Raw genomic sequence first — 12,280 nt, forward strand, 5'->3', positions numbered from 1 at the left:
GATTGCCGCCCTGCTGTGCTGATTCCCCCGGAGTTTCCATGCTCGACGCGACCCTGCATGCCTTCGTGACCATGAACGGCTTCTCGACCAGCCCGTTCGTCCTGCTGGTCCTCGCCTTCATCGGTGCCTACCTCGGCAGCCGGGTCGTCGAGCTCATCCCGTACACCCGCCGGATCATCGAGCGCCGCGAGGCCCGCTTCGCCGAGCGCGACTAGCCGCCGGTTCTCGCATCTGCTGACGGACGCCGACGCCGTCGAGGTAGGTCTCGATCGCGCCGAGTTCGGCGGTGCCGACCACGGCCGCGACGTATCCGTCCGGCCGGATGAGCGCCCACTGCTCGGGCGACAGCCCGTACGCGCTCCGGACATGGCCTCCGGTGTCGAGGATGTCGTCGCCGATGACGTGGATGCGCAGGCCCCCGCGCGGTTCCGGGACCGCGGCGTCGCCGGGCTCGTAGCCGAGCAGGGTCCAGTGCGGTCCCTGGAACAGGCTGAACAACCGCGTGGCCGGCCCGCCCGCGCCGGTGACGGGGGCGTCGGGCGCGCGGTCGCCGGCCGCCACGCCCTTGTGGGGCTCCAGGCCGGTCAGCGACAGCGACGAGTCCGGGTAGCCGACATCGAGCTGGGTCACCTCGCGGCCCCGGCGCATCTCCCGGTTCCTGGCCGCTTCGAGCAGCTTCTCGGACAGGCCGAGGACCGCCTCGGCGACCGGCCGGCGCTCCTCCTCGTAGGTCGCCAGCAGTGACTCCGGCGCGCCGTCGAGCACGGCGGCGAGCTTCCAGCCGAGGTTGTAGGCGTCCTGGATGCTCGTGTTCAGGCCCTGCCCGCCGGTCGGCGGATGGCAGTGCGCGGCGTCCCCGGCCAGGAGCACGCGCCCACGCCGGTAGGCGTCGGCCAGCCGGGCCTGCATCGTGAACACCGATGCCCAGGACACCTCGCGGATCACGATGTCGTCCTGGCCGCCGCGCTCGTGGAGCAGGGCGGTGAGCCCTTCGGCCGAGAGGTCGACGTCCATGTCGAGGGGGACCGGGGCCATGTACTGGAACATGCCGGTGCCGTGGAGCGGGCACAGCGAGACGCTGCGCTCGGGCTGCTCGTCGCCCCAGCGGTGCCAGACGCGCGACGAGGCGCCGTCGGCCCGCACGTCGGCCACGAGCGCCCGCACGCCGAGGGCCTTCCCGCGGAACTCGATGCCGAGGGCCTTGCGGACGAAGCTCGATCCGCCGTCGGCGCCGACCAGGTAGGCGGCTCGCACGGTCCGCTCCCCGCCGGAGGTGGCCATCCGCGCGGTCACGCCGTCGGGGTCCTGGTCGAAGCCGACGAGTTCGCAGCCGTACTCCGGGGCGTGGCCGAGTTCGGCCAGCCGCTCCCGCAACCGGCGCTCGGTGCGGAACTGCGGAACGAGCAGCGGGATCTGGTACGGCTCGGCGGGCGTCGGCTCCGGCAGGATCCCGGCGTGCTTGTCGACCGGTCCGTCGGGGGTGTAGGTGCGCAGGGGAGGATATTCGCCTCCCGAGGCGACGATCCGGTCGACCACGCCGAGGTCCTCGAACACCTCCTCGGTGCGCGGCTGGATGCCCTTGCCGCGTGAGCCGATGAACGGATGCGGCGCCTTGTCGATCAACCGGAACGCGATGTTCCTGCGGGCGAGATCGATGGCGAGGGTCAATCCCGCCGCGCCGGAACCACAGATGATCACATCAAGGTCTTCGTTGCGTGCCACGGTTCACTCTCCGTCGGTGGCGGCCGGGCAGGTCGGCCCGTCCGGTGCAAATTTATGTGTATTAAGCACGGAGTATGATCCGCGGCCGGAGTGGCCGTCAAGCCGCCGTCCATGGCTGACGCGGCTTCCTGATCACCAAATTCACCATCTTGACCTGCTCTTTCGTGTCCAGCTATGCATGGAGAAAAACCTGATCCGGGTGTTGTGATCAGGCTGTCCCGATGCCGGAAAATTATGTGTATTCTGAGCGCGTCTTCGCGTCCTCGCCATGCGAAGGAGGCGTCTCCGCAGGTCTGCCGGAGGCTGCCGGTATTCTTGGCACCTCCCCGTCCGCAAGGGCACGTAAGGCATCGGTGGCGAGCATGGCTTCCCAACACCGCCGGCACATCACGTTCCGGCGCCTGCATGAGTCGCTCGTCGACCTGATCGCGCTCATGAACCTGCCGCAACGCGACGAGGTCCTCATGGCCGAAGCGGGCATCGATCTCGACCGCGCGTTGTTCAAACTGATCGTCGGAATCCGGCGGTTCGGGCCCATCGGCGTGGTCGAACTCGCCGAACGGGCCGGACGCGACCACACCACCGTCAGCCGGCAGGTGGCCAAACTCGCCGAGCTCGGCCTGATCGAGCGGCGTCCGAACCCGGCGGACCGACGGGTCAAGGAAGCCGTGATCACCAGCGCGGGCCGTCGCGTGACGGACGCGCTTGAGGAGGCCCGGCAGCGGCTCGTCGACTCCGCGTTCGCCGAATGGAGCGATAGGGACCTCGTTCAGTTCGAGCAACTGATGCGCAGGTGCGTCGACGACATGCTCGCCATGTCCGCGGCCGACAAGGAAGAGAGCGGCTAGGGCGTCGAAGCCGGCGGGCCGCCCCCGGCCATCGCCTGCTGCGCCAGGTTGTCGACCGGCTCGGCGGCGTCGAGCTCGCTGATCCGCTTCTCACCGCCATCCCGGGTGAGGTGGCCAGCGTGCCCAGCAGGGTCAGGGCATGGGCCGAGCATGAGTCCGGCTCGGCGAACCAGCGCTCAACCTGGTCGAGTCCGCGGCCGGCTCACTGGCCGGACAGGCGCCAGGCCAGCCGGGCGGCCCCGGCCAGGCCCGCGCGCACGCCCAGCGTGGTCGGCCGCACCCGGACCGCCCGGACGAACGCCAGCCCCGCCACGTCGTCGAGCGCCCGCTCCAGCGGGCCGAACAACACCGCGCCGGCCGCCGACACGCCGCCGCCGATGACCACGGTGTCGAGCTCGACCGCGGCCGCCGTGGAGGCGATCAGGCCGGCCAGCGCCCTGGCGCCGCGCTCGAAGGCCGAAAGCGCCACCGGATGCCCGGCGGACGCGTCGGCGGCCAGCGCCCTGGCGTCGCGGTCGCCGGTGGGCGCCCAGCCGTTCTCCAGGGCCCAGCGGGCCAGGTTGGGGCCGCTGGAGTAGCGCTCGACGCAGCCCCGGCCGCCGCACTCGCAGCGCTCGCCGCCGGGATCGACGCTCATGTGGCCGACGTGCCCCGCGTTGCCCGCCGGGCCGAGCAGCGGCGCGCCGTCGATCACCAGGCCGCCGCCGATGCCGGTGGACACGACGACGCCGAGCAGCGACGTGCTGCCCTGCCCGGCCCCCAGCCAGTGTTCGCCGAGCGCCATGCACTGGGCGTCGCCGGCCAGCACCACGGGCAGGCCGGTCAGCCGCCGCAGCTCGTCGCGCAGCGGGAAGCCGCGCCAGCTCGGCATGTTCACCGGGCTCACCGTGCCCGTGGTGAGGTCGAGCGGGCCCGCGCAGCCGACGCCGACGGCGTGCGGTGCCGGGCCCCCGCCGGTCACCTCCGCGACGAGGGCCGCCAGCGCGGACATGACGTCGGCGCGCGGCGTGGGCCGCGCGGCGGAGCGCAGCAGGGAGCCGGCCTCGTCGACCAGCGCGGCGGCGAGCTTGGTGCCGCCGATGTCGACGGCGAGTACGCAGGTCATCCGGGTATGGGGTGGCCGGGCCGGCGGAGGCCGCCGAGGCGTGGCAGGGGGAAGCGGGCGCGCAAGGGGAACCTCCGTGGGACAGGGTGCCGGCGCCCGACACGATATGCCCTTCCTTGATCGATGACAACGATGTCATCGTTTCCCTGTGGACAACGGACGCCGCCTGCCTCCCATCTGTGGAAAAACTGTGGACGGACGCGCGGCCGGTGCAGGGAAGCCGACCAGTCATGGAAGGATTGACGGCATGAGCGCAGTGAAACTCGACGGCAAGGCGACAGCCGCCAGGATCAAGGCAGACCTCGCGACCCGGGTGGCCGCGCTCAAGGACCGCGGCATCACGCCCGGCCTGGGCACCGTCCTGGTGGGCGACGACCCGGGCAGCCAGATCTACGTCGCGGGCAAGCACCGCGACTGCGCCGAGGTCGGCATCGCCTCCATCCGCGTCGACCTCCCGGCCACCGCCACCCAGAAGGACGTCGAGGCGGCCGTCGACGAGCTCAACGCGTCCCCGGCCTGCACCGGCTACATCGTCCAGCTCCCGCTGCCCAAGCAGATCGACACGATGGCGCTGCTGGAGCGCATGGACCCGGCCAAAGACGCCGACGGCCTCCACCCGGTCAACCTCGGCCGCCTCGTCCACATGGTCGACGCGCCCCTGCCCTGCACGCCCCACGGCATCGTGCTGCTGCTCCAGGAGTACGACGTGCCGATCAAGGGCGCCGACGTCGTCGTGGTGGGCCGCGGCATCACCGTCGGCCGCTCGCTCGGCCTGCTGCTGACCCGCCGCAGCGAGAACGCCACGGTGACCCTCTGCCACACCGGCACCCACGACCTGGCCGCCCACGTGCGCCGCGCCGACATCGTCGTGGCCGCGGCCGGCGTGCCCGAGCTCATCACGCGGGACATGGTCAAGCCCGGCGCGGCCGTCCTCGACGTGGGCGTGTCCCGGGTCCACGGCAAGATCGCCGGTGACGTGGCCCCCGACGTCGAGGAGGTCGCCGGTTTCCTCACCCCCAACCCGGGCGGGGTCGGGCCGATGACCCGCGCGCTGCTGCTGTCCAACGTCGTGGAGGCGGCCGAGCGTTCCTGAGTGATCGGGGGATGAAGCCCTGATGGGGGGAATGGGAAGAAGAGCCAGCCCTACCCCCATCACGGAAGGCCGATTCATGGACACCCCGCTCATCGCTGTCGAGGGCACCTACGAGGAGATGGGGGCCGAGGTCGGCCACCGTACCGCCGACCTGGTCGCGCGGAGCGTCGAGACCTACCTGCGGCGGTTCCGCGACAAGTCCGGGCTCTCCTCGGCCGACGTGCTGCGCTGGGGCCAGACCTTCCTCGACGTGGCCAGGGCGTACGACCCGAGCATCGCCGCCATGCTGGCGGGCCTGGCGGCGGGCGCGGCGCAGCCGGTCGAGCACATCGCCGCGCTCAACGCCCGTACCGAGCTGCTCGACGGCACCGGCTACCACGACGACGGCTGCACCGCGCTGGCCGTCCTGCCCAAGTACACCCGCGACGGCCACACCCTGCTCGCCCAGAACTGGGACTGGCATCCCGAGCAGGGCGCGGTCACCTTCCTGCTGGCCACCCGCGACACCGAGGGGTTCGCGGTGCTCACGCTGGCCGAGGCGGGCATGCTCGCCAAGTCGGGGCTCAACTCGGCGGGGCTCGGCGTGTGCGCCAACCGCCTGCAGTCCGACCGCGACCAGGCCGGGGCGGGGGTCCCGTACCACTTCCTGCTGCGCGGGGTGCTGCAGTCCGACCGCATGAGCCGGGCCCACCGCAAGGTGCTCGACGTGCCGCGCGTCTCCTCGGGCAACCTGCTGATCGCCGACGCCGGAGGCGAGGCCATCGACCTGGAGGTGGCTCCGGGCGCGTTCGGCGCGCTGCTGCCGCGCGACGGCCTGCTCACCCACGCCAACCACTTCGAGGCCGAGCTGCCGCTGGAGGACATGAAGGCGGCCAGGTCCGGCCTGACCCTGCTGCGCCCCGAACGCGTGCGCCACCTGCTGGAGGACACCGCCGCCGAGCGCGCGGTCGGCCTCGAACACGTCGTCGCGGCCCTGCGCGACCACTACTCCTTCCCCGACGGCGTCTGCCGCCACCTCGACCCCGACGCCGGCCCGGCCGAGGAGTGCCACACGGTCTACTCCGTCGTCATGGACCTCGACGCCCGCGAGCTGGCGATCGCCGGCGCGCCGCCGTGCGCCCGCCCGTACGAGCGGTGGGCCCTGGACGAGGTGTTCAAGCCGGACGCCGCCCCCGAGCTCTGCTTCGACCCGGCAGCCGACGACGGTCGCCGCCCTCCGGCCTGGTGACCCGGCTCACGGCCGGAAGTCCCGGTCCACGGCCACGGTGACGTCCAGCAGCAGGGGCTCCTCGCGGGCGGCCAGCGACGGGATCACCTCGTCGAGCACGGCCCCCAGCTCGGCGGGGCCGTCCACCCGCCGAGCTGGGCAGCCCAGCGACCTGGCCAGCGCGGCCATGTCCACCTCCGCGAACGGCGGCCAGGGGGCCTTGCCGCCCTGCCGGTCGGCCAGCCGGTCCATGACCGCGTAGCGGCCGTTGGCGAGCACGACGAACAGCGCGCCCACCCGGTAGTGGGCGGCGCTCCACAGGGCGTGCACGCCGTACAGCGCCGAGCCGTCGCCCACGACCGCGACCACCGGGCGTCCGGGCAGCGCCATGCGCAGGCCGACCGCGGCCGGCACGGCGAACCCGAGCCCGCCCATGGCCGCCGAGACGAAGCCCAGCGGGTTCCTGGCCGGGACCAGCCGGTGCAGGTCGGGACGGGACGACGGGGTCTCCTCCAGCAGCACGACGTCGCGGGGCAGCCGCCGGGCCAGCTCGCGCAGCACGTACGCGGGCCGCAACGGCTCCCCGCCGGGCACCTCAGGAGCCGGGGCCGGTGGAACGGCCGCCGCGGCGGCGGGACGGGCCGGCAGCAGGGCCGCCAGCCGCTCGCAGACGGCCCCCGGCGGGGCCAGGACGGCCAGGTCGGCGGGGCTCCGGTGCGCCTCGGCCGGGTCGTCGGTGACCACGGCGACCGCCGTCCCCGGCTCGACCAGCGGCCCCGGCGCGTACGGGTACTGCCGGAACACCGGCGCCCCCACGGCCAGCACGACGTCGTGCGGCGCGAGCACGGCCCGCAGCCGCTCCCGGTCGGCCGGCAGCACCCCCGCGTACTGCGGATGGTCCTGCGGGAACCCCGCCAGTGCCCCGAACGACTCCTGGAACACCGGGCACGCCAGCCGCTCGGCCAACCGCACCAGCGGCCCCCAAGCCGCTCCCGCCCCCGCCACGATCGCCGGTGACCGCGCCCCGGCCAGCAGCTCGACCAGCGGCGCCAGGCCGGCGTCGGGCACGGCGGCGGGCCGCAGCACCCGGGCCGGGGCCGCCGGGGTCTCGCCGGCGAAGGGCGCGTCCCAGTCGTCCATCGGCACCACGACCAGGGCGGGGCCCCGGTGCGTGACCGCCTCGTGAAAGGCCCTGGCCAGCGCGCCGGGCACGTCCTGCGCCCGCACCGGCTGGTCGGTCCACACCGGGTAGTCGCCGGCCAGCCCGGCCAGCCGTCCGGCGAGGAACGGCTCCAGCGCCAGGTGCCGCCGGTCCTGCTGCCCCACCAGGACGACCAGGGGCGCCCGGTTCACCCGGGCCGTGGCGAGGGCGCCCACCGCGTTGCCCAGCCCGGCCGTGGTGTGCAGCACGGCCAGCGCGGGCTCGGCGTGCCCGATGGCCCAGCCGGTGGCCATGCCGACGACCGAGCCCTCGTGCAGCGCGAGCACGAAGCGGAGGTCGTCCGGCAGGCCGGTCAGCAGCGACACCTCGGTCGAGCCGGGGTTGCCGAAGATCGTCGTCAGGCCGTACCGCCGCAGCACCTCGAACGCCGCTGCCCGCACTGTGCTCATCGTGCCCCTCTCGCCTGCTGGATCCGCCGGTGGACCTGCCCGCGCAGCTCGCCGAAACGCGGCAGCGACCGGGTGGTGAGCTGGTCCCGGTCGCGCGGCAGGTCGATGGCCAGGTCCTCCAGGTCGGCCCTGGTCTGCGCGTCCGCGGCGGCGAACGGCTCGTGGCGGAAACTACGCCCTTGTCGGCTTCTGTCAAGGGATCACCATGGTCGATCATGTGCAGTCGCTGGCCAGAGGGCTGGCGGTGATCCGCGCGTTCAGCGCCGCGGCGCCCGAGCTGACGCTCAGCCAGGTGGCGCGGGCGACCGGCCTCAGCCGCGCCGCCGCCAGGCGCTTCCTCATCACGCTGGCCGACCTCGGCTACGTGCGCAACGACGGCCGGCTGTTCGCGCTCACCCCGCGCGTCCTGGAGCTCGGGTACGCCTACCTGTCCGGCCTGTCGCTGCCCGAGGTCGCCGGCCCCCACGTCGTGCGGCCCGACGCGCTGCGGGCCGCGCTGGAGCAGGTGCGCCTGCGCGGCTGGGCGATGGTGGACCAGGAGCTGGAGGAGGGCCTGCGGTCCGTCGCCGCGCCCGTACGCGACCACGCCGGCCGCACGGTCGCCGCCGTGAACGTCTCCACGCACGCCGGCCGCACCAGCCTGCACCAGGTCAGGACGGGGCTGCTGCCGGAGCTCCTGGCCACGGCGGCGCGCATCGAGGCCGACCTGGCGAAGGTCTCGGTGACCCGCGCCTGACGCCCTCCTGTCGGTCGCCTGCCGTCCGTCACCGGTTGCGGTAGCGGTCGGTCGCGTCGCGGGTGGCCCGGATCGCCGCCTCGGCCCGGTCGTAGGTGCGCTGGGCCAGGCCGACGAAGATGCAGTCGACGATCAGCAGCTGGCTGATCCGGCTGGCCAGCGCGCCGGGCCGGAAGGCGGTCTCCCGGCCGGCCGACACCAGCGTGTGGCTGGCCAGGTCGGCCAGCGACGAGCGCGGGTTGTTGGTGATGGCCACGATCAGCGCCCCCGCCTCGGCCGCCGTACGGGCCGGGACCAGCACGTCGGGCGTCTCGCCGCTGCAGCTGATGGCCACCGCGACGTCGCCGTCCCGCAGCAGCGCCGCGCTGGTCAGGGCCAGGTGGGCGTCGCTGAACGGGTGGCTGGACAGGCCGATGCGCAGCAGCTTCTGCGACATGTCGGCGGCCACCAGCCCGGAAGCCGCCACGCCGTAGACGTCCACCCGCCGGGCCACCGCGATGGCCTGGACGACCTCGCCGAGCTGGTCGGGGTCGAGCTGCGCCGCCGTGTCCGCCAGCGCGTCGGACTCCGCCCGCGCCACCTTGGCGATCACGTCGGTCAGCGGGTCGTCGGGGGCCAGGTCGCCGGGCACCAGACGTTCGGGCTGCTTGGCCACGGCGGCGGCCAGCGCGAAGCGCATCTGCGAGTAACCGGCGAAGCCGAGCGCCCGCGCGGTGCGCACGATCGTCGCCTCGCTGGTGCCCGACACCGCGCTGAACTCGGTGATCGTGCTCCGCACGACCAGCCCCGGGTCGTCCAGGATGATGCGCCCGATGGCCTGCGCCGCCGGGGTCAGCGACGGCAGCACCGCCCGCACGGTGGCGACCGGGTTCGCGGGCTCGGTGTTCAACGGGTCAGCCATTCGGCCGCCGCCTGCGCGGAGACGCGGGAGATGCCGTGCGTGGCGAGATGGGCGGCCCCGACGGGCGCGTCGCTGATGCCGGTGTCCACCACGATCGCGTCGGGCCGGACGGCCAGCGCCCGCGCCAGCGCCTCGCGCACCCACGGATGCCGGGCCGCGTCGTGCACCACGAGCACCACGGGACGGTCGTCGAAGGCGGGCAGCTCGCCGTCGCGGTCGAGGCGCACCCTGGCGGTGTTCGGCAGCCGGGCGGCCAGCGCCGCCGCGATGCCGGTCGGCGTGGCGGGATCGACCGCCTGGTTGAGCCGGGTGTTGACCTCCACGACCAGCGGCCCCCGGTCGAGCACGGCGGTGCCGGTGGTGGTCAGCGCGGCCCTGGCGGCCTCCAGGCCGACGCCCTCGTCGATGTCGGCGCGGGCCTTCTCGCGCAGCTCGGACCGCTCGGCGTACCAGGTGGACAGGGCGAGCACCCGGCCGGCCGCCTCGGCCAGCCGCTCCTCCGCCAGCCGGCCCGTGCGCACCGCCTCGACGACGGCGTCGCGCATCTCGTGCAGGCTCCGCTCGTCGGCCCGGCCGGCGCAGATGGTGTCGACGCCGGCGGCCAGCGCGCGCACCGCGATCTCGCCGGGGCCGAACATGGCGGCCACGGCCTGCATCTCGATCGCGTCGGTGACCACCACGCCGTCGAAGCCGAGCTCGCCCCTGAGCAGGTCGGTCAGGGCGCTGTGGCTGAGCGTGGCCGGCATCGACGGGTCGAGCGCGGGCACGAGCAGGTGGCCGGACATGATCGAGCGCACCCCGTGCGCGATGGCGGCCCGGAACGGCGGCAGGTCGCGCTCGTCGAGCACCGCCCGCGAGGCGTGCACGGTGGGCAGCGCCAGGTGGGAGTCGGTGGTGGTGTCGCCGTGCCCCGGGAAGTGCTTGGCGCAGGCGGCCACGCCCGCGCCCTGCACCCCGGCCACGTACGCGACGGTGTGCCGGGCGACCAGCTCGGGGTCGGGCCCGAAGGAGCGCACGCCGATGACCGGGTTCTCCGGGTTGGCGTTCACGTCGGCGGAGGGGGCGTAGTCGAGGGAGATGTCGAGTTCGGCGAGCATCCGGCCGATCTGCCGGCCGACCCGCTCGGTCAGCTCGACGTCGTCGGCCACGCCCAGCGCCCGGTTGCCGGGGAAGGAGCTGCCGGCGAGCACTTCGAGCCGGGTGACCGCGCCGCCCTCCTCGTCGATCGCGACGATCGCGCCGGGGTTCTCGGCGCGCACCGAACGGACGAGCTGCTCGCCGATGGAGTTGCGGGCGAACAGGATGACGCCGCCCAGGCCCTCGCCCAGCGCGCGGCGCAGCCAGTCGGGAGGCGACGTCCCTTCGAACCCCGGCTGGAGCACCGTCATCGCAAGTCGGACCAGCTCTGCGCTCATGCGGCATTTTCCTTCACGGTTGTTGATCTGAAGGTAATTTTCTGTCATCGTCGCCCTCGACACAACCATTGTCGAGAGGCCACCCCCCATGCCCAGCAGAAGGACTCTCCTGAAGGGTCTCGCTCTCGCCGCCGCCGCGTCAGCCGTGCCGCTGCCGGCCTTCGCCCAGGCAGACTACGTCCCCCCGCTGCGTCAGATGCGCGGCATGTGGATCGCTTCCGTCGTCAACATCAACTGGCCCTCGAAGCCGGGGCTGAGCGCCGACGAGCAGAAGGCCGAATACCTCGCCTGGCTCGACGTGGCCGTGCAGCGCAAGCTCAACTCCGTGTTCGTGCAGATCAGGCCGACCGCCGACGCGTTCTGGCCGTCGCCGTTCGAGCCCTGGTCGCAGTACCTGACCGGCACCCAGGGCCAGGACCCCGGCTACGACCCGCTCGGGTTCGCCGTGGAGGAGACCCACAAGCGCGGCCTGGCCTTCCACGCCTGGTTCAACCCCTACCGCGTGTCGATGCAGCCCGACCCGAGCAAGCTGCACCCCGATCACCCCGGCCGCAAGAACCCCGACTGGATCCTGCCGTTCGGCGGCAAGCTCTACTACAACCCGGGCATGCCCGAGGTCCGCAAGTTCTGCCAGGACGCGATGATGGACGCGATCACCCGCTACGACATCGACGGCCTGCACTTCGACGACTACTTCTACCCGACCAACACCACTGCTTTCGACGACAGCGCCGCCTTCGCCAAGTACGGCGCCGGCTTCCCCGACCTGGCCTCCTGGCGACGCAACAACGTCGACCTCATGGTCAGCGAGATGCAGCAGCGCGTCCTGCAGGCCAAGCCGGAGATCGCCTGGGGCATCAGCCCGTCGGGCATCTGGCGCAACAAGGGCACCGACCCGCTCGGCTCCGAGACCAACGGCGGCCAGTCCTACGACAACCTGCACGCCGACACCCGCGGCTGGGTCAAGAAGGGCTGGCTGGACTACATCGCGCCGCAGCTCTACTGGTACATCGGGCAGCCGCCGGCCGACTACTCCAAGCTCGTCCCGTGGTGGTCGGACGTGGCCGCGGGCACGAACACGCTGCTGTGGATCGGGCAGGCGGCGTACAAGGCGGGCGACCCGGCCCAGGCCGCCGAGTGGCAGAAGCCGGACGAGCTGTCCAGGCACCTGACGCTCAACCGCGCCCACCCCGAGGTCGGCGGCGACATCTGGTACAACGCCAACGACGTCAAGGTGGACCGGCTCGCCTCCATCACGACCGCCGTCAACGACCACTACCAGCGCCCCGCGCTCGCGCCCGTGCTGCCCCGCCTGGCCAACGGCGAGCCGCCGCGCCGCCCGGTGGTGGCGTACGCGCTGCGCCGCACCGGCGGCGTCGAGGTGCGCGTGGTCGCCACCGGCCGGGACGAGCCGTTCCAGTTCGCCATCTTCCGCTTCCCGGACGAGGCCGGCCAGAACGCCTTCGCCGACGCGCGCAACCTGGTCGCGGTCGTGCCCGCCGACCGCCAGATCCGCTGGACGGACCCCGACGGCAAGCGCGGCGACCACTACTACGCGGTCGCCGTCGACCGGGCCAACAGGACCAGCAAGCCCAGCCACGGTTTCCGGGTGATCTGAAGGACGCCGGTGAAGGAACGCTGA

Annotated in this window: 11 protein-coding genes and 1 pseudogene; 6 read left to right on the forward strand and 6 right to left on the reverse strand. The window is 73.2% G+C overall.

Translation table 11 applies throughout. The features are described 5' to 3' along the window. Positions 1-38 precede the first annotated feature (38 nt). Positions 39-215, forward strand: a complete 177-nt coding sequence (locus tag ACIBK9_RS45290) for a hypothetical protein (RefSeq protein ID WP_352323910.1) — start codon at positions 39-41, stop codon at positions 213-215. Here the strand turns inward: ACIBK9_RS45290 and ACIBK9_RS45295 are convergent. Continuing rightward, positions 175-1,722 carry an FAD-dependent oxidoreductase gene (locus ACIBK9_RS45295; RefSeq protein WP_397165195.1) on the reverse strand — a complete coding sequence of 516 codons (1,548 nt, stop codon included), beginning with the start codon at positions 1,720-1,722 and terminating at the stop codon, positions 175-177. The genes ACIBK9_RS45290 and ACIBK9_RS45295 overlap by 41 nt on opposite strands. Before the next feature lie 362 nt (positions 1,723-2,084). Between ACIBK9_RS45295 and ACIBK9_RS45300 the strand changes: the two genes are divergently transcribed. Next, a complete protein-coding gene (locus tag ACIBK9_RS45300; RefSeq protein WP_358282299.1) occupies positions 2,085-2,570 on the forward strand; it encodes a MarR family transcriptional regulator in 486 nt (161 codons plus the stop codon). A gap of 202 nt (positions 2,571-2,772) precedes the next feature. Here ACIBK9_RS45300 and ACIBK9_RS45305 read toward each other — a convergent pair whose 3' ends face one another. Beyond that, positions 2,773-3,675 (reverse strand): ROK family protein, encoded by a 903-nt coding sequence (locus ACIBK9_RS45305; protein ID WP_397165197.1) that lies wholly within the window; start codon positions 3,673-3,675, stop codon positions 2,773-2,775. 247 nt (positions 3,676-3,922) lie between these two features. Here ACIBK9_RS45305 and ACIBK9_RS45310 point away from each other — a divergent pair, with 247 nt between their 5' ends. Both ACIBK9_RS45310 and ACIBK9_RS45315 read left to right on the forward strand, forming a co-directional pair. After that, a complete protein-coding gene (locus ACIBK9_RS45310) occupies positions 3,923-4,768 on the forward strand; it encodes a bifunctional methylenetetrahydrofolate dehydrogenase/methenyltetrahydrofolate cyclohydrolase (RefSeq protein ID WP_358282305.1) in 846 nt (281 codons plus the stop codon). Between the two features lie 76 nt (positions 4,769-4,844). Beyond that, positions 4,845-5,996, forward strand: a complete 1,152-nt coding sequence (locus ACIBK9_RS45315) for a C45 family autoproteolytic acyltransferase/hydolase (protein WP_397165198.1) — start codon at positions 4,845-4,847, stop codon at positions 5,994-5,996. 6 nt (positions 5,997-6,002) lie between these two features. Here the strand turns inward: ACIBK9_RS45315 and ACIBK9_RS45320 are convergent, their stop codons facing one another. Continuing rightward, the gene (locus tag ACIBK9_RS45320; protein ID WP_358282310.1) at positions 6,003-7,586 is read right to left on the reverse strand and encodes a thiamine pyrophosphate-dependent enzyme; all 1,584 of its coding nucleotides are present in this window, start codon (positions 7,584-7,586) and stop codon (positions 6,003-6,005) included. Continuing rightward, a pseudogene (locus ACIBK9_RS45325) lies at positions 7,583-7,747 on the reverse strand (ABC transporter ATP-binding protein); the annotation flags it as partial. The pseudogene ACIBK9_RS45325 and the gene ACIBK9_RS45320, both read right to left, overlap by 4 nt. A 44-nt stretch (positions 7,748-7,791) precedes the next feature. On the opposite strand from ACIBK9_RS45325, the gene ACIBK9_RS45330 reads away from it, so the two are divergent. Continuing rightward, a complete protein-coding gene (locus tag ACIBK9_RS45330; RefSeq protein ID WP_397165200.1) occupies positions 7,792-8,322 on the forward strand; it encodes an IclR family transcriptional regulator C-terminal domain-containing protein in 531 nt (176 codons plus the stop codon). Positions 8,323-8,350: 28 nt separating this feature from the next. On the opposite strand, the gene ACIBK9_RS45335 is transcribed toward ACIBK9_RS45330, so the two are convergent. Together ACIBK9_RS45335 and ACIBK9_RS45340 are read right to left on the reverse strand one after the other, a co-directional pair. Continuing rightward, positions 8,351-9,223: a MurR/RpiR family transcriptional regulator gene (locus ACIBK9_RS45335; RefSeq protein ID WP_352328557.1), complete on the reverse strand. Its 873-nt coding sequence runs from the start codon at positions 9,221-9,223 to the stop codon at positions 8,351-8,353. After that, positions 9,208-10,638 (reverse strand): glycoside hydrolase family 3 protein, encoded by a 1,431-nt coding sequence (locus ACIBK9_RS45340; RefSeq protein WP_397165201.1) that lies wholly within the window; start codon positions 10,636-10,638, stop codon positions 9,208-9,210. The genes ACIBK9_RS45335 and ACIBK9_RS45340 overlap by 16 nt, the downstream gene beginning before the upstream one ends. A gap of 205 nt (positions 10,639-10,843) precedes the next feature. Between ACIBK9_RS45340 and ACIBK9_RS45345 the strand changes: the two genes are divergently transcribed. After that, the gene (locus tag ACIBK9_RS45345) at positions 10,844-12,256 is read left to right on the forward strand and encodes a glycoside hydrolase family 10 protein (protein WP_397165203.1); all 1,413 of its coding nucleotides are present in this window, start codon (positions 10,844-10,846) and stop codon (positions 12,254-12,256) included. The last annotated feature ends 24 nt before the right edge of the window (positions 12,257-12,280 follow it).

Source organism: Nonomuraea sp. NPDC050227 (assembly GCF_044459705.1).
Taxonomy (GTDB): domain Bacteria; phylum Actinomycetota; class Actinomycetes; order Streptosporangiales; family Streptosporangiaceae; genus Nonomuraea.